Here is a 25,744-nt window from a genome sequence, read left to right as displayed (position 1 = left end):
AATTACTACTCCTGACTAATTTGCTCGCAGTTTCACACATAAAATCCGGTAATCCGACTAGCTTACCGTATTTTAATAGCAATTACGATTCAACGTCTACTGTATTTGTTTTGTATAGGGAATTGGGCATGGGGGAGGGGGGTAGGGAGGTAGGGGGGTAGGGAGGTGGGGGGGTAGGGGAGAATACCCAGTTATCAGTCAACAGTCATCAGTCATCAGTCAACATTGAAAAATAGTTGACTTTTAAAAATTACAATGGTATTTTAAATCAGACTGATTGGTCTGTAATAATTTAATGTCTAAAGGTGAAGAAACAAAAAGCAGAATTCTCCAGGAAGCAGCGGAACTGTTTAACCAGCAGGGATATGCAGGCTCATCTATGTCTGACATTATGCGTGTCACTGGATTGCAGAAAGGGGGAATTTATAATCACTTCCAAAGCAAAGATGATTTAGCACTACAAGCTTTTGAGTTTGCGATCGCTCGTATCCAACAGCATACTAGAGCGGCTCTGCGAAACAAGCGTTATGCAACGGAACGTTTGCAAGCAATTATTGGAGTTTTTAGCAGTTTTGCAGAAAATCCACCAATTAAGGGAGGATGTCCATTGCTAAATACTGCTGTTGAGAGTGATGATACTCATCCTGCTTTGCGCCATTGCGCTCAACAGGCGATGAATTCTTGGCTGAATCTGATTCATCGAGTTATTCAAACGGGAATTGCAAAAGGTGAAATTCGTCCTGATACCGATGCTGACGAAATCGCTACTGTCATCATTGCAAGTCTAGAAGGAGCCATCATGCTCAGCAAGCTTTATGGAGATTCAATTCATATGCACAGAGTAATTAATCATCTCAATCAATATATAGAGACTTATCAAATTGTAGGGAATAGGGAATAGGAAATAGGGAACAGGCAATAGTCATGAATTATTTTCAAATCTTGGACTATAGAGCAACTAAATTTATTTGATAAAAACAAAAATATTTCTTTATAGATGGGAAAGGCGAAAAATAATACGCCATTATAAAAATCGCTGATTTTTCAAAATGGAGATTTATCTATTTATTACCTTTTAATTTTAAATATATGGCACAAATCAAAGTGTATGGCTTAGCAGATAAATTAAATAGTATTAAGGCTGAACTTTCAAATATCATCCATACCTCTATGATTGATATTTTACAGCTTCCTCCTGATAAGAAATTTCACCGTTTTTTTCCACTTGATAAATCAGATTTCTATTATCCACCTGATAGAACTGTAAATTATCTAATCATTGAAATTAGTATGTTTGAGGGGCGAACGGTGGAAACTAAGAAACAACTAATTACTCACCTAATTCAAAATATCCATGAAAAATTGAATATTTCTCTTACAGATATTGAAATTACAATTTTTGAAACGCCTAAGCATAACTGGGGTATTAGAGGTTTACTTGGTGATGAGTTAGTCTTAAACTACAAAGTAGAAGTTTAAAATTATCCTAATTACTTCAATTTCAGGAATTAACCGCAATTTTATGACATGGATAATTGTAATATTTTACAGACCGATTGGTCTTAAAAAATCTTGAATTCAGGAAAAATTATGATAGTAGTAGATGAGAAATTACATAGACCATTTGAAGTAGTATTAGCAATTCCTGTAAGGACGTATGATATAGATTTTGTGGGAATTGTGAGCAATATTGTTTACATTAGATGGCTAGAGGATTTACGGTTAAAATTTTTAGATGAATATTGGGAACTGAATCAACAACTTGAGCAGGGATATGCACCTGTTTTAGCTGGAACTGAAATTGAGTATAAACGTTCGATAAAAATTAGCGATCGCGTGATTGGTCGTTTATGGTTGAGTAACTTAGGTCGTTTGAAATGGACTGTGAAAGCAGAAATTTTATCTAACGAAAAATTAGCGGCTGTAGCTACACAAAAGGGTGCTTTTATTAGTTTACAAAATGGTCGTCCGATTAAAATTCCAGAAGAATTTCAGAAAAAATATTGTCAGTATAAAAATCTGATTTGATTAGACTTATAGGGGGAATGGGGAAAAGGGTAAGGGGTAAAGGGGAAAGGGCAAATAACAACCATTTTCCCTTTCCCCCCTCTTGCAAAAGTAACTTTTGCAAGAGGTCTATTGCTAAAGATTTTTCAAAAACCTCGCTACTCCTTGCCAAATTGAAGTTGATTTAATCTTACTCTCACTATGCCGACTCAAATCTGATAGAGTAGGGAATGATGCGGATTTAGCATAAGGGCCGTTTCGCAAAACTTTCGCTAGGGCATTATTATTTTTTCGTAGCCCTTCATAAAAAAAGAATACTTCACCTGGAATGCCTACTTGCCGATTGTATTCAATTGCCTGCACCAAATATTCTGGACTAATACAATAATTACCAAGCTTCATTAAAATTCCTGGGGCTAACTTTGACAAGTTCGTGTCAGTGAATTGTTGAGTTACTAGTTTATTGGCGATGGTTTGATAACTACTAAAATCACGGCGATAAATCTGCGGATGGATGATATCGACAATTCCCTGATTGAGCCATGTGGGCGAATCTTGCAGATATTCCACAAAAGCCCAATCATGAATATTAGGTGCGATCGCCACTAATAAATTAGAATTCACTGCTTTAACTTGTTCATACAAATGTGCCCAGAAATCAGTGAGAATATTTGCACGCCACTGTAGCCATTGTCTATCTTTGGGATTTAATGGCGGGTCGCGATGAAATTCTTGGCGATAGCGTGTTAAAGTTAGTTGGTCGTAGCCACCTTCAGAAGGAAATGCTGGCAAGCGATCGTCACCTTGGATACCATCAACATCATAATTTTTAACAACTTCTAGCACCAAGCTGGATATAAATTCCTGCACTTGCGGATCTAGGGCGTTGAGCCACTCAAAACCGTTCTTATTGAGTAAATTACCATTAGAATCCCGCCCAGCCCATTGTGGTTTTTTCTGTAAAAGAACGCCGCCATTCAAATTGTAGGAACTGACAAAACCATATTCAAACCAAGGGATAACTTTTAACCCCACTCGTCGCGCTTCTACCACCACTTCTTCTAAAGGATCGCGTCCTACAGACTTGGGGTCAATTTCAACCCCAAAATACTGCTGCATGGTTTGACTGGGGTATAAAGTTACTCCCTGATTCCAAACAACGGGAAACACAACATTAAATCCAGTTTCAGCAAGAAGATCCATTGCCTGAGCAATGTTTTCCTTAGATCTAAGAACTTGACTATCAGTAGTGGTCAGCCAGATACCACGCGTTTCGATTGTTGTCATTTTATGAATTTATACTAATTCTTAATACCATTTTGGATTTTAAATTTTAGATTTTGGATTAGGAATTGTTTTGTGTATTTTGATTTTGGAAATCCATCTGTAGCATTCTTTTTTCAAATTGGTATAGTTTGTAATTTTTACAGCAATTTTTAGGTAAATAAACCACGTTTGAGGGCGAACAACCGTTGATTTTAGGGCGAACAACCGTTCGCCCCTACAAGGGATTGTGTTTTAAATAGATGAAAAACGCTGTAATTACGGATTGTGTGGATTAGACGCTAAAATGCTTGATTTATCGTTTCTTTGTCTAAATAGATAATTTATTTTGCACAAGCACTTACCTTTGAGAATTTTGTATTAAATATTGTTGTTGGTTTCGGTTTTAGATTTGGAAGTGTAGTTTGCATAGTAAAAAAAATGTTCTGTGAAAATAACTATCAAGTGGCTGAAATTGTCTTGACGCAAAATAAAAGTCTTTATAACTAAAGAGGGTTCTCAAAACTAAGCGTTGACTGTTAACTGTGAACCGTCAACAGTCAACAGTCAACCACGAACAATACCAAGTCCCTTAGAGGATGTCTGAGAGAATCTGGAGGGCGATTTGAATTTGGTCGCTGTCGATGACTAGAGGTGGGCAAAAACGAATTGCGGCTTTGCCACAACCGAGCAATAATAAACCTCGTAAAAAGGATTCTTGGATAATGCGATCGCGCAATTTACCATCGAGATTACCAGCTTCATCCAATAAGTCCACCGCAACCATTAAACCTTTACCTCGTGGTATCGATACTCTAGGGCATTTTTTATGTAATTCCATCAGTCCAGCTTGTAAAAATTCTCCCATCTCGGTTGCGTGGGACATTAAACCGCTTTCTAGTAGTTCCAGAGTGGCAATAGCAGCCGCACAAGCTACGGGATTACCGCCGAATGTGGTAGCGTGGGAACCAGGAGGCCAAGTCATTAACTCTGGTCTAGCAAGTATCGCCCCTAAGGGCAAACCGCTAGCGATACCTTTGGCGGTGGTAATAATATCAGGCATCACTCCCCAATGTTCGATGGCAAATAAGCGACCTGTGCGCCCCATACCCGCTTGGACTTCATCCACTACCATTAAAATACCGTGGCGATCGCATATCTGGCGAATCCGTTGTAAAAAGCCGTCGTCTGGTACGATATAGCCACCTTCTCCTTGAATCGGCTCAACTACAATTGCTGCTACTTCTTGTGCTGGTAAAGTTGTGGTAAATAATTGTTTTTCTAAGTAATCTAAGCTGGCGTGAGTGCCGTAGGGAATATGAGTTACACCAGGAACTAAAGGGCCAAAATTAGCTCTTTGCACTACTTTGGAACCAGTCAGAGACATTGCCCCATAAGTGCGTCCGTGAAATGCGCCTAAGAATGCGATGATGAGCGATCGCTTGGTGTAATATCGAGCTAGTTTAATCGCTCCTTCATTAGACTCTGCCCCAGAATTGGTAAAAAATACTTTGGCCGGAAATCCAGCACGATCCTTTGGTTGGGGAAACGGCGCGCGAATAGCTAACTTTTCTGCCAATTCCACCATCGGTTCATAATAAAAATCCGTCCCCGACATGTGCAGCAAACGCGCTGACTGTTCTTGAATTGCCTTAACAACTTGCGGATGGGCGTGTCCGGTGGCAGTGACGGCGATACCTGCGGTCATATCGAGAAACACATTTCCGTCTACATCTTCCACCATACAACCCTCACCGCGAGCCACAACTAACGGATAATCGCGGGTATAAGAAGGGGAAGTCACAGCGCGATCGCGTTGTATAATTTCTTGAGCGCGAGTCCCAGGCAAAGAAGTTATTAAGCGCGGTGTCCGGGGTAAATTTAAATTAATAGGAATACTTAACATAGTTTTTTAGAATTAATGATGATTTAACGCATGTGGGAGTTAGGAGTTAGGAGTGAGGAGTTAGGAGTGAGGAGTTAAGAATTATTCCCCCGATCTCATACGCTATGCCCCATGCCCYATGCCCCANATTATTTCTGTTGTCTATTTGGGCGCGTTGCAAATTTCCAGAAAAGTCAACATAAACGCTTTTCCATTCGGTGAATACATCTAAAGCAGTGGTGCCGGCTTCGCGGTGGCCGTTGCCGGTTTGTTTGACGCCACCAAAAGGCAAGTGTACTTCTGCACCGATAGTGGGGCCGTTAATGTAAGTGATGCCAGCTTCGATGTCGCGCATGGCAGTAAAAGCGCGGTTGATATCGCGGGTATAAACAGAAGAGGAAAGACCGTATTTGGTATCATTGAGAATAGCGATCGCTTCTGCAAAAGAAGTCACTTCAATTAATGCCACTACGGGGCCGAATATCTCTTCACGGGCAACGCGCATGTTGGGAGTTACCTCATCCAAAATAGTCGGTTGAAAGAAGTAACCATTTTTTAATTCGCCTTCAGATGCGATTTCCCCACCAATTAAAACTTTTGCTCCTTCTTCACGGGCAATATCTAAATATTTGCTTACCTGTAGAAGTTGCTTTTCATTAATTATCGGCCCGATATCTGTATTGGGGTTATTGCCAGCACCCAAGCGTAACTTACTAGCACGCTCATAAAGCATAGCAGTAAATTTTTCTTTGATATCCCGATGCAAAATGAGGCGACTGGTAGCGGTACAGCGTTGACCGGTTGTGCCAAAAGCACCCCACACCGCACCATCTAAAGCCAGTTCCAAATCGGCATCTTCCATTACAACTTGGGCGTTTTTGCCGCCCATTTCTAAACAAACCCGCTTGTGAGTGCGTCCGCAAGTCGCCCCCACAAAAGCCCCGGTTTGGGAAGAACCAGTAAAGGACACTAAATCAACATTGGGATGTTCCACTAAAGCTTTTCCCGCTTCTTCTCCCACGCCATGCACCAAGTTAATTACTCCTGACGGTAAACCTGCTTGTTGGAAAATTTCAATTAATTTAGTTGCACAAGCAGGTGTATCTTCAGCAGGTTTGAGGATGACTGTATTACCACAAACTAATGCTGGCATAGCTTTCCAGCAAGGAATGGCCACCGGAAAATTCCACGGGGTAATTAAGGCGCAAACACCAATGGGCATTCGTACCGTCATGGCGAATTTATTCGGCATTTCCGAGGGTGTAGTTTGCCCAAACAGTCGCCGTCCTTCCCCAGCACTGTAAAAGGCGCAGTCAATACCTTCTTGCACATCTCCCCTAGCTTCTGTCAGGGGTTTACCCATTTCTCGACTGATTAATTGGGCAAGTTCTTCTTTGTGTTGGAGTAATATTTCTCCAACCCTAAAAATGTATTCTGCCCTGGCTGGGGCTGGGACTTGACGCCAAGTTTGGTAGGCTTTACGGGCTGCTACTACTGCTGTATCTACATCTTTAACTTGGGAACGGGGAAATGTAGCAACCAGTTGGTTTCTGTCAGCAGGGTTGCGGCTTTCGAGAGTTGCTTCCCCTACAGCAGTCAACCATTCACCGTCTATGAAATTGCGGCAAGAAAGCGGAGTTATCATCACAAAGACCTCCGACTGATAATTCAGTGGATTTTGGTACTAAGTTTGCTTACTTTCTACGTTATCGTCAAGTCAGAATTCAGAATTCAGAATTCAGGAGTCAGAATTCAGAATTCAGGAGTCAGGAGTCAGAATTCAGGAGTCAGAATTCAGGAGTCAGAATTCAGGAGTCAGAATTCAGGAGTCAGAATTCAGAATTCAGGAGTCAGGAGTCAGGAGTCTGAATTCTTTGCTTTAAGGTACGAAGGCCAAAACCCCCACAGGAGAACCAGAACCACCACGTAATCTCAGAGGTGCGATCGCTAGAGTAGTACCTAATGGTGGCAGTTGATCTAAATTGGTGAGATTCTCTAGCACAATGCGCGGTTGTTCTAATACCAAGCGGTTAGTAGCAAAGCTGGTATCCTGTCCTGGGTCTACACCATGAGTATCAATTCCAACTCCAGCAATTTGCCGGTGTTCAAGTAAAAATTGGGTGGCATCGCTACCAAACCCTGGAAAGTGGCTGATTCCTTCAGCATCCTGATTGAAGAAGGCATTTTTATCAAACCACTTTTTTTGCCAACCAGTATTCAATATAACTACACAGTCGGCGGGAATTTCACCATGTTGTGCTTCCCAAGCCACAACATCGGCTATTGTTAGGGCATAATTAAAATTAACTTTCACCGCTTCCCGGATATCTATAACTACCGCAGATACCACCAAGGAACGGGCTGGGTATTGGTCAATTCCGATACTATGACTATAAAAAGTATTCGGGGCGTTCATGTGGGTGGCGCTATGTTCCCCCAAGGAAAAACGCCGCAGGTAATAACCATCGTTATTGGATTCAGCCACAGTTTCAAATTCTACTGGAGGATCGCCAGGCCATTGGGGAATATCCAAATCAATGACATGGCTTAAGTGGATAACGCGGGTATAGGTGATACTCTTTTGACTTTCGGGTTGTCTCATCCCAGCCTTATATACTGATTGCTAAAGGATTTTTCTTAAAAGTGCAATGTTTAGCCTGGATTTTTGAGAAATTGAGACGGAATTATTTTGCTAAATAACTTAGGTGATAATACAATACCGCATTGCCGAGTGCGATCGCCGCAGTTTAACTGGGGATTAGCTAGCTATGTTGACTGTTAACCGTTAACTGTTGACGGTTCATCATAAAAATCAAATAAAACGGTGCGTTAGCCTTGGGCATAACGCACCGTACTAGCGTGTCAAGGCTAAAATAGTGCATTATTAAACTCTTGTGGGGTGGGCATCCTGCCCGCCCGGACGGGTGAGGACACCCATCCCACAATAAAATCTATTGCAACATTTAAAACTTGTCACGCCAGTACTAAACAATTCTTTTACAATGCCCAATGCCCGATGCCCAATACCCTATTTTCAAGACAAGTTTATTTGTTGAAAAATACTAGTGTCAGGTCAAAATTGTAAAACCGGCCAATTTGGTTGGCGATCGTAATGTGTCATGTCATCAAACTTACGCAGCTCTACGCGGTCAATGGAAAATTCTGGCAAATTCAACAACCATTGTTGATTTAACCCAGAAAGAAGCGTACTGAAGTTTGTACGGTCTAAATCAGATGGAATTTCACCAAAATAGGCTAATGTAATGTGTGCTGTAAAGTGATAGTGCTGCTCAATACCCAAAGCGATTAACTTCGGATTTTGATAAATTGTTCGGCGAAATTGAATAATTTCATCATAGGAGCGTTGATCCTTAGGTACTAAACAAACAGCTATAGCTCTTGGCATCAGTATCAATCCCAGCATTTCCCATTTGATAGGATGATTCCTATTTGTCATGGATTGTTGATATTGCTGGAAGATTTCACCTAAACGAGAGTGTAACTCTTCATCGAATTGAGGATTTTTTTCGCGGGCGTCAAGAAAGGCATTATCCCAAATTAAATCCGCTAAAGTCAGATGGAAGCTAGCAGGAGGTACGGGCACAATCAAATCACGATTTACAGGTAACTGCAAAAGTTCCTGTTGGTAAATCTGTAATTTGCCATAGAAAACAGAGTTTTCTGATTCTTCTTCAGCAGGCGGTGTAATTAACGTATAGCCAGGAAAGGCAGCTGCTTGTCTCACCCCAGAGTTGATCTGAAATTTAGAAGATTCCTGGATATGCTGGGCTTGGGATTTGTAGGCTTCCGGCAACGTCAAGCGTGCCAACCGATTTAAGTAAGTTTGATAGTTGTCGTCCAATCTTTATAGCCTCACGCTCTCACTTGATAGATTTTAGGGAAAATTATCAGGATTCAGAGAATGATTTCAAAAGTATTTAGTTTTTATGGGGTGTGGGGAGGTGGGGAGCAGGGGAGATGGGGAGGTGGGGAGATGGGGAGGTTGGGGAGACAAGGGAGACAAGGAGAGAAGTCTGAGCGGAGGTTTCCGACCATCAGAACTTCGGAGAGAAAGATTGCTACCTTGTCTACCTTGTCCTCTTCCCATGCCCATGCCCTATGCCCTATGCCCTATGCCCAATGCCCATTAGGAGATTAATTTATGCCAATTTACGTTTACTGGGGTGAGGATGATTTTGCGATGGAAAAAGCGATCGCTATGCTGCGCCATCGTGTCCTCGATGCCCAATGGGTTAGTTTTAACTACACTGCATTTCCACCAGAACAAGCTGATGCTGCAATCCAGGGGTTAAATCAGGCGATGACGCCATCTTTTGGCGCTGGTGGACGGTTGGTTTGGCTGATTAACACTACTGTTTGTCAGCACTGTCCTGAGAATGTGTTGGCAGAATTCAAGCGATCGCTACCAGCAATCCCTGAAAATTCTTTTTTATTACTCACTACCCGTAATAAACCAGATGAACGCCTCAAGTCTACGAAATTGTTAAAACAATTTGCTACCGAATTCCGAGAATTTCCACTGATTCCTCCTTGGAAAACCGAGTTATTGGTGCAATCTGTTAACCAAGCAGCTCAAACTCTGGGGGTAAAACTGACTGCGAAAACTGCTGAATTGTTGGCTGAATCTGTAGGAAATGATACACGCCTTCTTTATAACGAAATGGAAAAACTACGTCTATATGCCCAAGGTAGTAACAAACCTTTAGATGTAGATATCGTCAGTAAGTTAGTAAGAAATACTACCCAAAATAGTTTACAATTAGCAGCAGCAATTAGAACAGGAGACACCGCAAAAGCTTTGATTACCTTAGCCGATCTCATCAATGCTGCCGAACCAGGATTACGGATAGTTGCTACATTAATTGGACAATTTCGCACTTGGCTATGGGTAAAGATTATGATGGAAAGTGGTGAGCGAAATCAAGAAGCGATCGCTCAAGCTGCTGATATCGGTAACCCCAAACGCATCTACTTCCTACAGCAAGAAATCAAGCTCCTTTCTTTGGAGCAATTAATCTCTTGCTTACCTCTACTACTGGAATTAGAAGTGAGCCTCAAACAAGGAGTATCAGAAATGTCAGCACTCCAAACTAAAGTAATTGAACTTTGTCAAGTATGTAGAGGAAGTTCACAATAAATATAAAAGCTTGATATATTAGGCAGTTACTGGAACTTCCTAATCAGAAAATAATTCAAAGTTCTTATAAGATCCCTAATGTAGTTCTGTGTTACACCCAATATGAAGAAAATTTCCCGTTTCTTTTCTCAATCTAACCGAAAGCGAATCGTTTCCCAATCATTCTTTTTTGGTTTTGTAGCCACTGTGGGTTTGATTTCCAACGGTTTTTCATCAAGTTCAAAAGCTTACGGTCAAACTCCACCAGTTAACAATACAGAAATCAAAAGCTATGCCCAAGCTGTGCTAGCAATGGAACCAGCACGTCAAAACGCGTTTGAAGAAATTAAAAAACTTATTGGCAGTGGCGAAATTCCTAAGATTGTTTGTAATGATTCTAACAGCATTAATGGTCTTCCCAGGAAAGCTCAAGATATTGCAGTCAATTACTGTACCCGCTCTCAAAAAATTGTCGAAGATAATGGTTTAAGCATCGATCGCTTCAACAAAATTACTATAGAACTGCAAAATAACAATAATTTAAAACGGGAGGTATACAATACCTTATTAATTCTCCAACAAACTCCAGAAACAAGATAAAGGCATAGCATTACTATATCTATGCTGAGAGAAAAACTAAAAACTACCATAATAAATCTGTCAACAGCCAACAGTTATCAGCAAACATTGATAACTGGTAATACCCATTTTTGATTTTAGGTGAAAGAATTTTGGATTCAAAGCTTTTGCTACAAAGCTATTGCCAAAATTTTAAACAATACTTGCTATGTCAATTTTGTATAATATTTTATTACTGGCTGGTAATATAACCAAAAAATCAGATTGCTAATAGATAAATCCGTATATTTATTTTATTTATTAAATAATTTGTATCAATTAAAATCTTTTTTTTCATACTGAGTGTTTTATTTTTAATAACGGTAGCACCTTCCGTTTTAACAACTCAATTAAAGCTGGTTCCATATATTCATATTCATCTGGGATATCTAAACATATAATCTTTTTCTCTTGAAGGCAGCGCTGAAAATTTTTTGATAGCTTATTTTTATGCGATTTTTCCATAACAAAGATAATATCAGCCCAGGCGATCGCCTCTGTAGAAACTGGTACTTGGGCGTAGCGGTCTAAACCTGCGGAATCGGTTTCTAAGCCTTCATATTCAGCAAACACAGCTTCGGCGGTAGGACTTCGCAATCTATTTTGGCTACAAAGAAACAAAAGCTTTTTCATACAGATCAATAGACTTCTTGCAAAAGTCGGGAAAAGGGGAAGGGGAAAGGGGGAAAGATTTGCTATTTTCCCTTTCCCCTGTTGGCGAGCTTGTCGAACCATTAACCTTTTCCCTGTTCCCTGTTAAGAGTTACCCGTTAATGCAGTAATTCCTCAACTTGATGCTGGCTCCACAAATTTCTGTAAAGTCCCTGTTGTTGCACAAGTTCTAAGTGACTTCCCATCTGCACAATTTTTCCCTTTTCCATAACAAAAATCCGGTCAGCAGCAGCAGCAGCAGATAATTGATGAGTAATGAAAATCACCGTTTTTTTCTGCGTACCACCAGACAGATTTTTGAGAATTTGTGTAGCTGTTTGATTATCTACACTGGAGAGGGCATCATCTAAAATTAATACTGGTGCATCCACCAGCATAGCTCTAGCTAAAGCAGTACGTTGGCGTTGACCGCCAGAAAGAGTAATACCACGTTCGCCAACGATGGTTTCGTATTGCTGGGGAAAATTATTAATTTCTGCATCAATTTGAGCTAGTTTAGCTACTAACTCTACCCTTTCTTGTTCGGTAACTGGGTCACCGTAGCGGATATTATTTTTGATTGTGGTACTAAAAAGAAAACTGTCTTGGGGAACGTAGGCGATCGCACTCCGTAAATCTGCCAAGGCTATGTGAGTAATGTCGTGTCCGTCTAAAAACAATTGTTCTGGTTCAATATCCAACAAACGCGGTAAAGCATTGGCTAAAGTAGATTTTCCCGAACCAATTGCCCCAACAATTGCCACGGTTTCCCCCGGAGCAATGGTAAAGTTAACATTTGCTAAGGCTGGAGTCACGGAACCAGGATAAGTGTAGCTGAGATTTTTTGCCGTCACTTCTCCTTTGAGTTCATCCATTTCTAGATGTATCGCATCGGGTGTGTCTTGAATTTGCGGTGTCACACTGAGAATAGATTCCAGCCGGTCTATACTTACTTCACCTCGTTGGTAGGTGCTAATTGTAAACCCTAAAAGAGCAGTAGGGAACACTAAACGCTCTACATAAATTAAGAGTGCGAGAAAGTCCCCAATCTGAAGCGTCCCAGAAGACATCCGCGTTGCACCTAGCCAAATAATTACTAAGGAACTGACGTTAGCTAAACCGCCAATTAATGGAAAAAGTGTATTGCGGCTTTTTGCCAGTTCCAAATTTGCAGTTAATAGTTGCTGATTTTTCTGGGCAAAAGCTCGGCGCTCGTTGGCTTCTTGGGCGTAGATTTTAATTAGAGCAATACCACTAATATCTTCTTGGATGAGTTCGCTGATATCAGAGAGTTGCTCTTGCACTGCTGCTTGTTGTTTGCGTAAGCGATCGCTAAACAAACTCACCAACAAGAACATAAAAGGGTACACTGCCAAAGAAGCTAGTGTCAGATCTACACTAATTCTTAGCATTACTGGCAGTGTCAAAGCGTAGGCAAAAACTGTATTTGCCAAACTCAACACGGCAAAACCCAGCAACCGCTTGATATTGTCCACATCACTGGTAGCCCTACTAATCAAATCGCCAGCAGTATTACTGGCAAAATAAGACGGTTCGAGCTTCAGTAAGTGTTCAAAAATCCGTTGTTTGAGGTCAAATTCCACCTGACGCCCCACCCCAAATAGCCAAATGCGTGAAGCCATACGCATTAGCCACATTGCGGAACTGAGCAATACAATAATAACTACGTAATGTAGTATCTGATTCCAGCTAAAGCTTTTTGATAGTTTGTCAACGCCATCACGAATCAGCCAAGGGATATAAACGCCAAGGGCATTCACAGACAACAGAGCGAGAATGCCTAAAGACGCTTCCCGCCAATGGGGTCGAAGGTAAGCACCGAGTTTAGCGAGTCTTCGAGATTTTGCCATTAAAGCAATTTTGCAACTTTATCATCCTAAATTAACCGCTATTCCCACAAGGCAGCTGAGGGAATAATGCTTGGCGGCAATCATAGCCTAAACTATTCTGCTCACTAGTACTGCTACCTATTAAAGAAAGCAGTACTAGAAAGTGGGTTGCGACCTTTTGAGTATTTCTTTTTTACTTTTTTACCGCTGAACACGCAAGAACCTGTAAATTTCTGTGAGATAACTTTCCCAAGTTCTTGTGGTCAATTGCAAGGTTTCTGCATTAGGTACAAAGTCTTCAAGTCGTAAACCGCGTGTCCGAATTTCTTGAGGATTTCCTTGCATTAAGTATGGAGGCACTCTCAAATTATAAGAAAGAATGTTATTCCCCGTCACATCTGAAACATTGCCTGTGCTGGTTGGTTGTCCTAAAGCTACTAATGTTTCTGGTGTTGATACATTAGTTGCTCCTAAAGGCGCTCTATAAAGAAAATAAGCCACTGCTGGTGTACTCGCCAACAGCAAAATCGTTAGTGCCCAGCCTACTAAGTATCCTCCTGGTTTGTCTATCCCGCCTCCTTTGATTCTTTGAGCCGCAAAAATCATCATTAACACAGAGGCTCCCAGAGGCTTGAGTGGAAAAGATATCATCCTCCACAACGAGGCCACAGCTGGTTCATTGGGGTTGAGAAACGATAGGGCTACGATTACCAACATAATGACTAAGATTAATCGCCCTACAAAAGTTCCAGAAGGATAAAATCGCTGGAACAGAGAATATACGATTGTGCCAATCAGCAGCCACAACAGTACCCGGCTTAGCAATAGAAACATAGATTAACTCTCAAATTTTCTGGTGCGGTGAGCCAGTACGGTGGTGAGGCAGTCCGCTTTGATTGGGGTTTTGTGCCATTTTTTTGACTTGAGCATTGCTCAGCAAAGTTATGGCTTCCCTCCAAGGAACTACCGAAATTTTTCCCGACAACAGTGGGATCTTGTAAAGACAATGCATTGGTCGGAAAATACCCACCAAAGGTACTGTCTAAGCATGAGCCACAGGTGTCAACTAGCTAACCCGTAAGAGTTTAGCCTAGAGGTTTCGGGAAATGGATTTATTCTATCGTCAAATTGTAATTGCACCATTTGACTTGAAATACCTCAAACCTCACACCGAAAGACTACCGTCGTAGTGATTTTAGTGCAATTTTTTGACACTGCGTCTATTATTTATAAATTTCCAGAAGAGTAATGTAGCACCAGTAAAGTAAACTAGCCTACCGCGTAGGCTCTCACAATCGCCACTCTATAGTTATCTATTGAGCTGTGGGGAATTTCACGGAATTAGTTAAATTAATTCAGTAGTTATGAACTTAAAAGGAAAAACTATGTTGTCTGGAAAGCCTACCATCTTGGTAACAGGGGGAGCTGGGTATATTGGCTCTCATACAGTGCTAGCTCTCAAGCAAGCAGGTTATAACGTTGTGATTCTTGATAATTTGGTGTACGGACATCGCGATTTAGTAGAAAAGGTATTAGAAGTAGAACTTATAGTAGGCGATACAGGCGATCGCTCTCTACTCGACCACCTATTCAAAACCCACGATATCGCCGCTGTCATGCACTTTTCTGCCTATGCCTACGTGGGAGAATCAGTAATTGACCCTGCCAAATATTACCGCAATAACGTCCTTGGGACTCTCACACTATTGGAAGCCATGTTAACGGCTTCTGTAAAGAAATTTGTATTTTCTTCCACTTGCGCCACCTATGGTGTACCAGAATTCGTACCAATTCCAGAAACCCATCCCCAAAATCCCATTAATCCTTATGGGGCCACTAAGCTGATGGTAGAAAGAATTCTCACTGATTTTGATGCGGCTTATGGTTTTAAATCAGTGCGTTTTCGCTATTTTAACGCTGCTGGTGCTAATCCCGATGGTTTACTCGGTGAGGATCACGAACCAGAAACGCATTTAATTCCCTTGGTATTGCTGACAGCCTTAGGCAAACGAGAGTCCATTTCAATTTTCGGTACTGATTATCCCACCCCCGATGGTACTTGTATTCGCGATTATATTCATGTGAATGACTTAGCAGATGCTCATATTTTAGGATTGGAATATTTATTAAAAGGTGGCGATAGCGAAGTTTTTAATTTAGGCAACGGTAGCGGCTTTTCTGTCAGAGAAACCATCGCAGCCGCCGAAGAAGTCACAGGAGTTAGCATCAAAGTCGAAGAACGCTCACGCCGTCCTGGCGATCCCCCAATTCTCATTGGTAGCGGCGAAAAAGCCAGAACCATCTTAAACTGGAAACCTCAATATCCATCTATCAAAGATATAGTGGCTCATGCGTGGCAGTGGCATCAAAAGCGACATCAATAAATAAGTAGGGCATGGGGCTAATGAATGGGGAAAGGGAAAGGGGTAAGGGGGAAAGGGGAAAGATTAAATTTATTGCTTTTCCCTTTTCCCTTTTCCCTTTAACCTTTTCCCCATCTCCCCATCTCCCCATCTCCCCATCTCCCTACTCCCCACTCCCTCCTCTCATCCCTCGGAATGCAACAAATAAGATGGCTATAAATCCAAGGATTGGCAGAGCGATCGCCCAAAGTGGTAAGCTTTGATTTTCATTTTGGGCTACATCTGTATTGACATTTTGGATATTTCGTGAATTCGTTGTCGAGCCAGCGGCTACGGTGACTTCAAATTTGAACTCGAAAGGCTTGAATCTTGCTCCTGAGGCTGGTTTACCATTTAGTTCCAGCTGATACAGCCCTGGCTTGGGAAAAACAATTTCTGCACCTGGGATGCCTTGATAACGCTCAACAGCCACAGGTTTTAATGTTGGTTCTAAAAGTGCTGGCTCTCCGGCTGCGTAGGGTTCGGCATAAACAGCTAATTGACAATTACACTGGGCTAGGGGAATTACTTTTCCACCTCTGCGGGTAAGGGCAAACCAGGCTTGGGAGGGTTCTCCAGCACGAGGATTATCGTTTGGTTCAATGTGAAGTGTGCCACCCACATCTCCAGAGACTTCTACTTTATGAGCAGCAGCAGGGGAAAGATTAGTTATTGATATGGCTAAGCAACTCAGGAATAATAAATACTGAATCGTTCCTTTGTTGATTAAACTCGTGGGAATGGAGGCAGAAGATAACAATGATTTACCGCGATTTAGTTGGGGGAACATAAAACTTTTCTAGGGCTAACTTTGACCAAAAAAAGCGGGAACGTACTAACAAAACTCCAAGGGTAACAATTACCATCAGTACTGCCGCTAATTTATTTCCCCAAGTTGATTGCCAGGAACCCAGATAATGGGAACCAATCAACACAGTGTGAATAGCACTCAAGAGCAAAGCTGGCACACTTAATAGATGAATCTGTCGCCAACGTTTGCCCCAAGATTTTTGCAATGATTCCCAACTCGTGAAAGCGGCGGGGGACATTAATATCAATGCTACAGCACCCGCAGCCATCCCCCACTGAAATTGTGGTGGCAGGAAAGAAAAGCGAGTCAAATCCCATTGGAATGAGTGTGCGATGGTGTGGATGGTGTGAGCCACTGCAAGCACAAAAGCTCCCACACCTAAAGCACGGCGGTAACGCAGTGGTGACGCCCACAAGCCACTAATGGGACGGGCAATTAAGGCCAGCATCAAGCAAAATAAAGCGGCGTGTCCGGTGTAATCTACCATTGTGTCGCCAGTCCGCAGCAAGGTGATGACGCCAATGACGAGGGTAACCCAGCCACCCAATCGAAACAACTGACTGCGTTTGTCTTGACTCACCAAAGAGGTGGAGACGGCTACACCTAACATCGTGGGTAGAGTACCCAAGCCAAAAGCCAGCATGGTTGCTGTACCCATCCATAAATTACCAGTTCCAGCGGCTTTAATTTGAGCGGCATATAGGAAACCACAGGGCATTAATCCCCAAGTCATTCCTAACAGTAATGGCGTCCACCATTTGGTTTTTAAGGAAAGTTTGACCATTCCTGTGCTGAGGCGATGGTGTAAACCGCCTTTTAGTAAAGGATGCAGCACAGGAATGTGGGGTAGCAAATCTGGTTTTATTTGTGCTAGACCAAACCAGATGAGCATCACACCAGTGATAATTGCCATCCAACGCCGGAAATCACTGCCAATACCTGCTAGTTGTCCGCCTTGCAGCAATACCGAACCCAGCGCCCCAATACCAGCACCCACTAGAGCATAACTCAACATCCGTCCGAGATTGAGCAAGATATGAAACTTTAATTGCTGTTGCCAACTGTTGGACTTTTCTAAGGTTGAGGTTCCTCCACGGGAAGTTGTGTAGGAAATTTTTGGCTGATGAGACAGGGAAAACGCCACTGTTAGCGGCCCGCACATACCAAAGCAATGCCCAAAACTACCCAGAAACCCCAGGATTGCGATCGGCAATAAATCTACCATAAGAAAAGTCCGACAGTTGTGAGTTATGAATCCTGAGTATCAAAATAAAGATTTTGAAGAAAAGAAATTTTTTTTCTTGCTTTTTGCTTAGTACTGAGTACTTAGCACTCCTCCATTGGGGGACTTTAAGTCAAGTTGCGCTCTCTGTCAAAAGACAAGTTGTCAAACTTGATATTGACGAGAGTAAAGTTGATCGGACACTTCTTTAAGTTCTGGTTCAACCGCTGTCAAATGTTGCTCTAAAATCGCTAAATTCCTAATGTTGGATTTATAAAAAGCATCAAACAAATCACCCACAAAAGGCACAGTACCCAGCACTGTTTCTAAACCAACATTAAAAATCATTTTGGCTAAGTCTCGATTTGGGATGCCAAACTGAGTAGCTAAAAATATGATGTAAGCTGAAAACGCTGTACTAATTAAGTCACCAGCACCTGGAACTAGACCAATAATTGGGTCTAGTCCAATGTGAAAACCTGTTAGAGGGATGCGTATAGATGTATCCATCAAACGGCTGAGTTTGCGGATGCGATTTAGAGTAGCAAGGCGTTTGGCAGCGTCCATAATTTACGATATTTATACTATTTTCAAATTGCACCATTTTTCGTTATTTGTCTTGTACCGTTAGAAATAACGGCGTTATGAAGTTTATTAAGAGACCATTTATAAAGTAAATCTTAAATTGTAGTGGACTGACACAGCTAAAATAGTGCATTAGGAAACTCTTGTGGGGTGGGCATCCTGCCCGCCCGGACGGGTGAGGACACCCATCCTACAATAAAATCTATTCCAACATTTAAGGCTTGTCACGCCACTACTTAATATTTAATTTATAAATAGGCTCTAAGCTATTGATTATTAGTATTTAAATTTCCTCTTCATATTAAGTTCGCAAATTTTATAATATTTAATTTAAATAATTAGTATTGCTTAATTGCTCAATTCCTCTGGCCATATCCCGATCTTCCCATCTCCCCATCAGCCATAAAACATGCTTTGTGGATGTTTTACAGCTTATTAGGGATTTGCGCTACCCTAAGTCTGGAAGCCAAGGATAAATCACATGAAAAAATGGATCTGGCTGATGGTGTTGGTGGTGATGACAGTTGTGGTAGTGGGTAGCAGAGGTAGCACGTTTTTTCAACAGCCTCCCTCACCAGAAATTGTTCAGAGTGTTCCAGTACAAATACCAGAACCACAGCCAGAGTTTCAGGAAGTTGACACGAACCTACAAGTTTCTGGTGAAAGACTGTTAACCCATATCCAACGGTTGAATTTTCAGCGCTACACAACAACAGAACGATCGCGTACTCGCACTTATATCACAACTGAATTAAAAAAATTCGGCTGGACACCTAAATTAGAGAACTTCGACAACGGTGTAAATATTTTTGCCGAACGTCCAGGAACCAACAAAACGGCTAAAACAATTCTCGTGGGGGCGCATTACGATACTGTTGCTTCTTCTCCTGGTGCTGATGATAATGCCAGTGGTGTAGCTGTAATGCTGGAAGTTGCAAGGTTATTGGGTTCCCGTCCCACAACACGGACTTTACAATTAGCGTTTTTTGACCAAGAAGAAGCAGGACTTTTAGGTAGTAAGGCTTTTGTTACTCACAAAGCACGCTTGGAAAATTTAGGCGGGGCGATCGTTATGGATATGGTAGGTTATGCTTGTTACACACCAGGGTGTCAAAAATATCCTGCGGGATTACCTGTTACCCCACCTAGTAACAAAGGCGATTTTTTGGTGGTAGTGGGCGATACAGAGCATTTACCTTTATTAAATGCCTTTAAAAACTCCCAGAATATTCCCCCAACTGCTCAGAATAAGCAGGAATCAAATTTGCCAGCAGTTTTAACATTGCCAATTCCCCTTAAAGGTCTACTGACACCAGATACTTTACGCAGCGATCATGCACCTTTTTGGTATCAAGGAGCGGGTGCTGTACTGGTGACAGATACCGCAAATTTACGTACTCCCCATTATCATCAACCCAGCGACGTTCCAGCCACTATTGAGCGATCGTTTTTTATCGGTTCTGCACAGATTGTGGTGAATACTACCACTGCTTTATTAGAAAAAAATGAGGATTTTATTAGTTATTAGTTATTAGTCATTAGTCATCGGTCATTTGTGCTTTAGTTCCAACATTTCGCCATTTAAAATGGATGTTTGAGTGGTTTATCCGTAACACTACCTTTGATTTTATGTCTCTCCAGATGTACGGAGTTTTTTCAGAAATCAAATACTAGTCCTATATAATGAAAATTTGTTTTCCCTACTTCCTACTCTCTATTTTTGCACGTCTATTGCACGCCACCATCTGCTCTTCCCTGTTCGCTGTCAGAGGAGATGAGAGGAAAAGTTAATGTCCAATTTTTTTTATCGTTAATCTCGAAGTATAAACCTTGAAGAATCAATCGTACAGATGTTCGTGTTCTAATAAATTTTCTTAATAGATAAGTATCTGGCTGAGCAACAATGTCATCAATTTTTTTTCGATAGCCGAATTGTTTTGAACAGTAATTTCCTGCACCTTTGACTGTTAACACAAAATAGGGAGTTTGTTTGTATTCATCAGGAATCATAAAGATTCCGTATGATTTGTGTTTACCAAGCCACGGTTTAACAACAACTTTAGTGGCTTGTATTTGGAATTTTGTAGTATTTGATGCTAAAAAAGCTTCAGAATTACAAACAGAATCATTTACAGGCCACCATAATGTAATAATACTTAGGGAAAGCAGGAAAATAAAAATATAAATCATTCGAGGAAGCATAAAATTAAAAAAAATGTTGGTGCTACTGGCGCAATTTGAAGAGTAATGGTAGTGCAGCAACAGAAATAAAACTATCTACATGCAACAGGTTGGGGACTCAAAGTAAAAAAATATTCTATAGAAGACTGTTGACTGTTGACTGTTGACTGTGAACTGTCAACAGTTAAACGTTGTTTATTTTTTGGAGTTTCCTTAGTCATTGGGCATTGGGGATGAACAAAAGACTAATGGCTAATAACTAATAGCCAATGGCTAATGACTAATGAAAAAGGATATTTGTTGCAGTATTAAACTTAATTGATAAACAATCGGTTTTTTGTGGCTATTAACACCGATTTTTGTTCAAATTTTTAGCTGTAATTAATTGTACAATTTTTTGTTTTTGTGATGTTTTTGATCGATCGCCATCGCCCTAGCAAATACATTTACCACATAGGAGCCAATACTTGTCGGGTTTTGGGGAAAAGGGGAAGGGGAAAGAAAAAACCTTTACCCTTTTCCCAAAACCAAATTCCGAGTTGAAAATGCACAAAGCGAGCAGTATTGACATAGGAGCGATCGCTATTAACTTTCAAAGAAAATCTGCGTCTATTTATCGGCGGTGAATGAAGTAGTCAAATACACGAATATCCGCTATATTCACGTAAGTATGAATTGGTGAAAATCTTCATGGCTAGAAGTTGGCAAAGTTTGAAAAAGCTTGGTAGTTTTTTGTGCGCCATTGCACTGACGCAGTTCAGTACAAATACTTCTGCAAAAGCAGCTGACACAGTTGTTGTCCGTTTTGGTCTATTTACGGAAACTATCACCCTTGCTGAATTGCAAAAGACTGCAAAAACTGGGGAATTACCCAGAAGTTTGCAGCCTTATGCTAAACGCTTATCGGAACAACAACGCCAGTTGTTTGTCGGGGCGTTAAACACGAATCTACCGTTAAATATTGTTACTATTAATAGGTTAGTAAATACGCAAATTGGTACTAGTATTCTCAATGACTTGTCTACGGCTTTAGCCAGGGAGGATAAAGCTGGAGTACAAGCACTCAGGGCAGGATTAGTTCTAGGATCGACTACACCACAAGGTCTTTCTATACTCAGTTTTATTGCAGCTTATCCGAGTAAACGCTTAGAAATTAATGTACCGCAGGCTTTTAAAGTTGCAGGGAGTTTAAATACCGCTTTTTGGCGTACCCAACAATTTATGTTGGCAATTGCACCTCAACTCGACCTTTTGAACCCACAGCCGAGAATACCCCAAGTTACTTATCTTTTTGACCCTTCGCAACCAGGAACCGCTAAAGTAGAAATCCTCAAATTAGACTTAAATGACCAAAAGCGCAATCGCAATATTCCAGTTGATGTTTACTGGTCAACTGCTGTAACTCCTGAAAAACCTGTAATTGTGTTTTCTCACGGCTTCGGTTCTGTCCGCACGGACTTGCGTTATCTGGCGGAACATCTAGCATCCCACGGTTATGTAGTTGTAGCTTTAGAACATCCTGGTAGTAATGGAAATAATGTTAACTCAGCTTTACAAGGGAAAAACAGACTTGTTAAGCCAGAGGAGTTTTTAAATCGCCCTCAAGATATTAGTTTTGTTCTTGACGAGTTAGAAAAGTTGAATCAAACAGCTAATAACCCTCTTGTGGGTAAACTTGCGACTCAGAACGCGATGATTGTTGGCTATTCTTTTGGTGGTGGTACGGCTTTGACAATTGCTGGCGGCGAGTTACAACTACAACGCCTCAAACAACGCTGTAAAGGGAACTTGGCTATCTTGAGTTTAGGGGAAGCTATGCAGTGTATCGCTGAAGAACTGCCAGAAAATAGCTATCAATTGCGGGATAATAGAATTAAAGCTGCGATCGCTCTCAATCCTACAACTTCTTTAATATTTGGTGAAACTGGGTTAACCAAGGTACAGGTTCCTACCTTGGTGTTAACAAGTTCAGCAGATAAAACCACCCCGGCTTTAACCGAACAAATTCTTGGATTTGATAAAATCCCATCCCCCAAATGGTTAGTTGGTGTAGTTGGAGGTACTCATTTGAGTGTCAAAGACCCAAGTACCACTCAGGATCAAATAGGAAAAATCAGTACACCCATCAGTGGCGATGAAGTTGTCGGCGAAAAAGCGGCTGATGTTCGTCAGTTAGTTAAAGCTTTAACTTTATCCTTCGCTGCACAACTAACTCCAGAAGCTAAAAACTACGCTGTGTTTCTCACATCAGATTATGTCAACTCTAGATCTACTTCTGCATTTCCATTTCGCCTAATTACCCAAATTCCTCCTAATGCTATGGCTTTAGTCCAAGAATTTATTGACAAATAACTATAGCAATCCTATTTGATTAGTGATAATTTTGGTGTTGACTGTCCTTTGTCCTTTGTTATGTCTCACAAATGATTTAGGGTTGCTACATAAAAGTCAAAAGTTAAAAGGCAAAAGATTTTTCTTTTGACTTTTGACTTTTGACTTGTTTGACTCACTTACACACAATCTCAACAGATAACCGTCCTAACGTACAGTTTCCCGCAAAGCTTCAGCATCAATTGGTTTAATGAGGTAAAGTAAGAGCAGATTCCAAACGATCGCTGCTATTAAAGGTAGTTTGCGAATTTGCTTTACCAATTTTGGCACACAACTGCCTTCAATCTCTGCAATTTTTAAGTTATAGCCTGAGCATCGTTGCAGACGCACGAAAAACTGGGGATGTTCGGTATTCAACATTACAGGAAAAGCCCGTCCCGCAGTTTCGTTGGTTTTGCGAACTACTTGGCGATCAAAATCCGTGGCATCGATTCCTAGAGAATCATAAAAACTAGCGCGTTCGTGAACAGTCAGCGTGTGGGTGGCAAATACTGATAACAGGAAAAAACGGCTCCAAAGTCTAGCTTTCCAGTTGTTCCACAGTTGTGGTTGAGAACGTAAAAGTGCTTTGAATATATCCCCGTGGCGATTTTCGTCTTGACACCAACTTTCAAATTTACGGAAGATAGGATAAAACTGGTTTTCTGGATGTTTTTGTAAATGACGGTAAATAATAATGTAACGCCAGTAACCAATTTTTTCTGATAAATACACTGTATAAATCACCCACTCTATGGGAAAAAATGTATAAGTGCGAGTTTTAGTTACAGTAGCCAAGTCCAGGGAAACTTTAAAATCCCCCATTGCTTTGTTGAGAAATCCAGCGTGACGGGCTTCATCACGCGCCATCAACTGAAAGATTTCTGCCAAAAGCGGATTGCGCCCTTTGAGTTTTCGCGATAGTTCTTTAAACAGCAAAAACCCAGAAAACTCGGAAATACACGAACGTTCTAAATATTCAATAAAGGCGCGGCGGGATTCTCCATCAATATGTTCCCACGACTGCTCAAAGGCTTCATCCCGAACGAAATGGTGACGGTTGTAGTCTGCTCGCATTTCTTCAAGCATGGCTGTTAACTCAGTTTCCTGAGCAGACAAATCCAGATTGGCAGCAGTTTCAAAGTCTGTGGTGTAAAACCTGGGAGTCAGAATGGTTTCTTGGCTTGGGTCTTTGATTCCGTCTTTTGATTGCTTGGAAGCAGACTGAGGTAGGGTATTGACCATGATTGCGCTGTTAATCAACTATTTCTTTGTATAACTACAAAGTTATGATAGTTATTGCTTTCTGACTAGATTCACGAGGTAAATTTCTAGATTTCTTCAACAAAGTTCACATTACTCATCTAAAACTGTTGCAAAGTAAAGAAAATTTGAAAAAAGCAATTTATTAACTTTTGTATAATTCTGACGCTAATGTTTTTATAGCTATATAGTTATAAAAATAAATAAATTGAGAGATTCCGAGGTATTCAGTATGGGGCGTCATTGTGAGAATCAACCACAATTACTTACACCTTTGGACAATAAACCTCCCGCAGATTCACGCCAGCGTGTAAAACAATTTATGCAGAGCTTACAGGATCAAATTTGTACTGTATTGGAGCAGCTCGACGGGAAAGCCCACTTTCGAGAAGACCGTTGGCAACGACCAGAAGGGGGTGAAGGACGCACCCGTGTAATTCGGGAAGGGCGGGTATTTGAACAAGGGGGTGTTAACTTTTCAGAAGTTTGGGGTGATACTTTACCTCCTGCGATTCTCAGTCAGCGAAAAGAAGCAACTGGACATGATTTTTTTGCTACCGGAACCTCCTTAGTACTGCATCCTCGTAATCCCTACGTACCAACCGTACACCTCAACTATCGCTACTTTGAAGCTGGCCCAGTTTGGTGGTTTGGTGGAGGAGCCGATTTAACGCCATACTACCCCTTTGTAGAAGATGCGATTCACTTTCATTCTTCCCTCAAACGTGCCTGTGATGCCTATCATCCAGAGTATTATCCAGTCTTCAAACACTGGTGTGATGAATATTTTTATTTGCGGCATCGGCAAGAACAACGAGGCATTGGTGGCATATTTTTTGACTATCAAGATGCAAGTGGAAAACTTTATGTTGGGCAGCACACAGATAGTCCCGCAGCACTCTACAGTCAAAAAGTAGGGCAAGTATCTCGCAGTTGGAAGGACATATTCAGCTTTGTGCATCAATGCGGGTTAGCATTTTTACCTGCTTACATGCCCATTGTGCAACGGCGACAGCACACAGAGTATAGCGATCGCCAGCGCCAATTTCAACTATACCGTCGGGGTCGTTACGCAGAGTTTAATCTCGTTTATGACAGAGGCACAGTTTTCGGTTTGCAAACCCAGGGAAGGGCAGAATCCATTCTCATGTCTCTACCACCTTTAGCACGCTGGGAATATTGCTACGAACCAGAACCAGACACACCAGAAGCAAGACTGAGCCAGATATTTCTCCAGCCTCACGATTGGTTAAATGGGACTTTTGCCCAAAAATAACAACATTTTTCAGCAATTAGGTATTTACTATGAGCAGCCATTTAGATATTCGTTTACGAGAAGGGACTAAGCATTCCCACACAATGGCAGAAAACACCGCCTTTATGAAATGCTTTCTCAAAGGGATAGTAGAAAAGAGCTACAGAATTTAGCGCGTAATAGCTGCGTTTGGGGAGATGGGGAGATGGGGAGATGGGGAGATGSGGAGATGGGGAGATGGGGA

At 41.4% G+C, this 25,744-nt stretch carries 22 protein-coding genes and 3 pseudogenes; 12 read left to right on the top strand and 13 right to left on the bottom strand.

Annotated features, from left to right (window positions below):
• The first annotated feature begins 295 nt into the window (after positions 1-295).
• The 3 genes from VF06_RS36715 to VF06_RS36705 all read left to right on the top strand — a co-directional run bounded on the left by VF06_RS36715 (position 296) and on the right by VF06_RS36705 (position 2,028).
• A complete protein-coding gene (locus VF06_RS36715) occupies positions 296-901 on the top strand; it encodes a TetR/AcrR family transcriptional regulator (protein ID WP_099072896.1) in 606 nt (201 codons plus the stop codon).
• 188 nt (positions 902-1,089) lie between these two features.
• Complete coding sequence (locus VF06_RS36710) at positions 1,090-1,479, top strand: tautomerase family protein (RefSeq protein WP_099072895.1); 390 nt, start codon at positions 1,090-1,092, stop codon at positions 1,477-1,479.
• A 111-nt stretch (positions 1,480-1,590) separates the two neighbouring features.
• Positions 1,591-2,028, top strand: a complete 438-nt coding sequence (locus VF06_RS36705) for an acyl-CoA thioesterase (RefSeq protein ID WP_099072894.1) — start codon at positions 1,591-1,593, stop codon at positions 2,026-2,028.
• A 114-nt stretch (positions 2,029-2,142) separates the two neighbouring features.
• Here VF06_RS36705 and VF06_RS36700 read toward each other — a convergent pair whose 3' ends face one another.
• The 5 genes and pseudogenes from VF06_RS36700 to VF06_RS36675 all read right to left on the bottom strand — a co-directional run bounded on the left by VF06_RS36700 (position 2,143) and on the right by VF06_RS36675 (position 9,017).
• Complete coding sequence (locus VF06_RS36700; RefSeq protein ID WP_099072893.1) at positions 2,143-3,294, bottom strand: glycoside hydrolase family 10-like protein; 1,152 nt, start codon at positions 3,292-3,294, stop codon at positions 2,143-2,145.
• 568 nt (positions 3,295-3,862) lie between these two features.
• Positions 3,863-5,176 carry an acetyl ornithine aminotransferase family protein gene (locus VF06_RS36695; protein ID WP_099072892.1) on the bottom strand — a complete coding sequence of 438 codons (1,314 nt, stop codon included), beginning with the start codon at positions 5,174-5,176 and terminating at the stop codon, positions 3,863-3,865.
• 133 nt (positions 5,177-5,309) lie between these two features.
• A pseudogene (locus VF06_RS36690) lies at positions 5,310-6,800 on the bottom strand (aldehyde dehydrogenase family protein); the annotation flags it as partial.
• A gap of 234 nt (positions 6,801-7,034) precedes the next feature.
• Positions 7,035-7,757, bottom strand: a complete 723-nt coding sequence (locus VF06_RS36680; RefSeq protein WP_099072874.1) for a cyclase family protein — start codon at positions 7,755-7,757, stop codon at positions 7,035-7,037.
• A 471-nt stretch (positions 7,758-8,228) separates the two neighbouring features.
• On the bottom strand, positions 8,229-9,017 hold the full coding sequence (locus VF06_RS36675; RefSeq protein ID WP_099072875.1) for a DUF1868 domain-containing protein: 789 nt from the start codon (positions 9,015-9,017) through the stop codon (positions 8,229-8,231).
• A 60-nt stretch (positions 9,018-9,077) separates the two neighbouring features.
• On the opposite strand from VF06_RS36675, the gene VF06_RS36670 reads away from it, so the two are divergent.
• The 3 genes from VF06_RS36670 to VF06_RS36660 all read left to right on the top strand — a co-directional run bounded on the left by VF06_RS36670 (position 9,078) and on the right by VF06_RS36660 (position 10,892).
• Positions 9,078-9,314 (top strand): hypothetical protein, encoded by a 237-nt coding sequence (locus VF06_RS36670; RefSeq protein WP_099072876.1) that lies wholly within the window; start codon positions 9,078-9,080, stop codon positions 9,312-9,314.
• A 3-nt stretch (positions 9,315-9,317) separates the two neighbouring features.
• The gene (holA, locus tag VF06_RS36665) at positions 9,318-10,313 is read left to right on the top strand and encodes a DNA polymerase III subunit delta (protein ID WP_099072877.1); all 996 of its coding nucleotides are present in this window, start codon (positions 9,318-9,320) and stop codon (positions 10,311-10,313) included.
• Positions 10,314-10,415: 102 nt separating this feature from the next.
• Positions 10,416-10,892 carry a DUF4168 domain-containing protein gene (locus tag VF06_RS36660; protein WP_099072878.1) on the top strand — a complete coding sequence of 159 codons (477 nt, stop codon included), beginning with the start codon at positions 10,416-10,418 and terminating at the stop codon, positions 10,890-10,892.
• Between the two features lie 312 nt (positions 10,893-11,204).
• Here VF06_RS36660 and VF06_RS36655 read toward each other — a convergent pair whose 3' ends face one another.
• The 3 genes from VF06_RS36655 to fraI form a co-directional block, all read right to left on the bottom strand.
• Complete coding sequence (locus VF06_RS36655; RefSeq protein WP_099073507.1) at positions 11,205-11,543, bottom strand: low molecular weight protein tyrosine phosphatase family protein; 339 nt, start codon at positions 11,541-11,543, stop codon at positions 11,205-11,207.
• A 137-nt stretch (positions 11,544-11,680) separates the two neighbouring features.
• A complete protein-coding gene (locus VF06_RS36650) occupies positions 11,681-13,432 on the bottom strand; it encodes an ABC transporter ATP-binding protein (protein ID WP_099066133.1) in 1,752 nt (583 codons plus the stop codon).
• Between the two features lie 180 nt (positions 13,433-13,612).
• Positions 13,613-14,245 carry a septal nanopore formation protein FraI gene (fraI, locus tag VF06_RS36645; RefSeq protein WP_099066132.1) on the bottom strand — a complete coding sequence of 211 codons (633 nt, stop codon included), beginning with the start codon at positions 14,243-14,245 and terminating at the stop codon, positions 13,613-13,615.
• A gap of 551 nt (positions 14,246-14,796) precedes the next feature.
• On the opposite strand from fraI, the gene galE reads away from it, so the two are divergent.
• Positions 14,797-15,795 (top strand): UDP-glucose 4-epimerase GalE, encoded by a 999-nt coding sequence (gene galE, locus VF06_RS36640; protein WP_099066135.1) that lies wholly within the window; start codon positions 14,797-14,799, stop codon positions 15,793-15,795.
• 142 nt (positions 15,796-15,937) lie between these two features.
• On the opposite strand, the gene VF06_RS36635 is transcribed toward galE, so the two are convergent.
• The 3 genes from VF06_RS36635 to VF06_RS36625 form a co-directional block, all read right to left on the bottom strand.
• On the bottom strand, positions 15,938-16,603 hold the full coding sequence (locus VF06_RS36635; RefSeq protein ID WP_099066131.1) for a hypothetical protein: 666 nt from the start codon (positions 16,601-16,603) through the stop codon (positions 15,938-15,940).
• Positions 16,578-17,849, bottom strand: coding sequence for an urease accessory protein UreH domain-containing protein (locus tag VF06_RS36630; RefSeq protein WP_099066130.1), 1,272 nt, complete (start codon positions 17,847-17,849; stop codon positions 16,578-16,580). The genes VF06_RS36635 and VF06_RS36630 overlap by 26 nt, the downstream gene beginning before the upstream one ends.
• Positions 17,850-18,011: 162 nt before the next feature.
• On the bottom strand, positions 18,012-18,413 hold the full coding sequence (locus tag VF06_RS36625) for a DUF4112 domain-containing protein (RefSeq protein ID WP_099066129.1): 402 nt from the start codon (positions 18,411-18,413) through the stop codon (positions 18,012-18,014).
• Between the two features lie 499 nt (positions 18,414-18,912).
• Between VF06_RS36625 and VF06_RS36620 the strand changes: the two genes are divergently transcribed.
• Positions 18,913-19,959, top strand: coding sequence for a M28 family peptidase (locus tag VF06_RS36620; protein WP_099066128.1), 1,047 nt, complete (start codon positions 18,913-18,915; stop codon positions 19,957-19,959).
• 26 nt (positions 19,960-19,985) lie between these two features.
• A pseudogene (locus tag VF06_RS36615) lies at positions 19,986-20,105 on the top strand (IS630 family transposase); the annotation flags it as partial.
• A gap of 54 nt (positions 20,106-20,159) precedes the next feature.
• Here the strand turns inward: VF06_RS36615 and VF06_RS36610 are convergent.
• The gene (locus VF06_RS36610; RefSeq protein WP_257208159.1) at positions 20,160-20,621 is read right to left on the bottom strand and encodes a hypothetical protein; all 462 of its coding nucleotides are present in this window, start codon (positions 20,619-20,621) and stop codon (positions 20,160-20,162) included.
• A gap of 681 nt (positions 20,622-21,302) precedes the next feature.
• Here VF06_RS36610 and VF06_RS36605 point away from each other — a divergent pair.
• Positions 21,303-22,964: an alpha/beta hydrolase gene (locus tag VF06_RS36605; protein ID WP_099066126.1), complete on the top strand. Its 1,662-nt coding sequence runs from the start codon at positions 21,303-21,305 to the stop codon at positions 22,962-22,964.
• Positions 22,965-23,150: 186 nt separating this feature from the next.
• Here the strand turns inward: VF06_RS36605 and acsF are convergent, their stop codons facing one another.
• Positions 23,151-24,227: a magnesium-protoporphyrin IX monomethyl ester (oxidative) cyclase gene (acsF, locus tag VF06_RS36600; RefSeq protein WP_099066125.1), complete on the bottom strand. Its 1,077-nt coding sequence runs from the start codon at positions 24,225-24,227 to the stop codon at positions 23,151-23,153.
• A 250-nt stretch (positions 24,228-24,477) separates the two neighbouring features.
• Between acsF and hemF the strand changes: the two genes are divergently transcribed.
• Both hemF and VF06_RS36590 read left to right on the top strand, forming a co-directional pair.
• Positions 24,478-25,521 (top strand): oxygen-dependent coproporphyrinogen oxidase, encoded by a 1,044-nt coding sequence (hemF, locus tag VF06_RS36595; RefSeq protein WP_099066124.1) that lies wholly within the window; start codon positions 24,478-24,480, stop codon positions 25,519-25,521.
• A 29-nt stretch (positions 25,522-25,550) separates the two neighbouring features.
• Positions 25,551-25,667, top strand: a pseudogene (locus tag VF06_RS36590) (biliverdin-producing heme oxygenase); the annotation flags it as partial.
• Positions 25,668-25,744 lie beyond the last annotated feature (77 nt).

The sequence above is a fragment of the Nostoc linckia z4 genome, from assembly GCF_002608075.1.
In the GTDB taxonomy this organism is placed as follows: domain Bacteria; phylum Cyanobacteriota; class Cyanobacteriia; order Cyanobacteriales; family Nostocaceae; genus Nostoc; species Nostoc linckia.
This window is presented reverse-complemented; position numbering and strand designations above follow the sequence as displayed.

Coding starts and splice junctions, on each gene's coding strand:
- galE (WP_099066135.1), top strand. CDS start 14,797: ATGTTGTCTGGAAAGCCTACCATCTTGGTAACAGGGGGAGCTGGGTAT.
- VF06_RS36705 (WP_099072894.1), top strand. CDS start 1,591: ATGATAGTAGTAGATGAGAAATTACATAGACCATTTGAAGTAGTATTA.
- VF06_RS36610 (WP_257208159.1), bottom strand. CDS start 20,621: ATGATTTATATTTTTATTTTCCTGCTTTCCCTAAGTATTATTACATTA.
- holA (WP_099072877.1), top strand. CDS start 9,318: ATGCCAATTTACGTTTACTGGGGTGAGGATGATTTTGCGATGGAAAAA.
- VF06_RS36700 (WP_099072893.1), bottom strand. CDS start 3,294: ATGACAACAATCGAAACGCGTGGTATCTGGCTGACCACTACTGATAGT.
- VF06_RS36605 (WP_099066126.1), top strand. CDS start 21,303: ATGGCTAGAAGTTGGCAAAGTTTGAAAAAGCTTGGTAGTTTTTTGTGC.
- VF06_RS36655 (WP_099073507.1), bottom strand. CDS start 11,543: ATGAAAAAGCTTTTGTTTCTTTGTAGCCAAAATAGATTGCGAAGTCCT.
- VF06_RS36715 (WP_099072896.1), top strand. CDS start 296: ATGTCTAAAGGTGAAGAAACAAAAAGCAGAATTCTCCAGGAAGCAGCG.
- VF06_RS36650 (WP_099066133.1), bottom strand. CDS start 13,432: ATGGCAAAATCTCGAAGACTCGCTAAACTCGGTGCTTACCTTCGACCC.
- VF06_RS36660 (WP_099072878.1), top strand. CDS start 10,416: ATGAAGAAAATTTCCCGTTTCTTTTCTCAATCTAACCGAAAGCGAATC.
- VF06_RS36670 (WP_099072876.1), top strand. CDS start 9,078: ATGATTTCAAAAGTATTTAGTTTTTATGGGGTGTGGGGAGGTGGGGAG.
- fraI (WP_099066132.1), bottom strand. CDS start 14,245: ATGTTTCTATTGCTAAGCCGGGTACTGTTGTGGCTGCTGATTGGCACA.
- VF06_RS36680 (WP_099072874.1), bottom strand. CDS start 7,757: ATGAGACAACCCGAAAGTCAAAAGAGTATCACCTATACCCGCGTTATC.
- VF06_RS36620 (WP_099066128.1), top strand. CDS start 18,913: ATGAAAAAATGGATCTGGCTGATGGTGTTGGTGGTGATGACAGTTGTG.
- VF06_RS36710 (WP_099072895.1), top strand. CDS start 1,090: ATGGCACAAATCAAAGTGTATGGCTTAGCAGATAAATTAAATAGTATT.
- VF06_RS36695 (WP_099072892.1), bottom strand. CDS start 5,176: ATGTTAAGTATTCCTATTAATTTAAATTTACCCCGGACACCGCGCTTA.
- VF06_RS36635 (WP_099066131.1), bottom strand. CDS start 16,603: ATGTTCCCCCAACTAAATCGCGGTAAATCATTGTTATCTTCTGCCTCC.
- VF06_RS36630 (WP_099066130.1), bottom strand. CDS start 17,849: ATGGTAGATTTATTGCCGATCGCAATCCTGGGGTTTCTGGGTAGTTTT.
- VF06_RS36625 (WP_099066129.1), bottom strand. CDS start 18,413: ATGGACGCTGCCAAACGCCTTGCTACTCTAAATCGCATCCGCAAACTC.
- acsF (WP_099066125.1), bottom strand. CDS start 24,227: ATGGTCAATACCCTACCTCAGTCTGCTTCCAAGCAATCAAAAGACGGA.
- hemF (WP_099066124.1), top strand. CDS start 24,478: ATGGGGCGTCATTGTGAGAATCAACCACAATTACTTACACCTTTGGAC.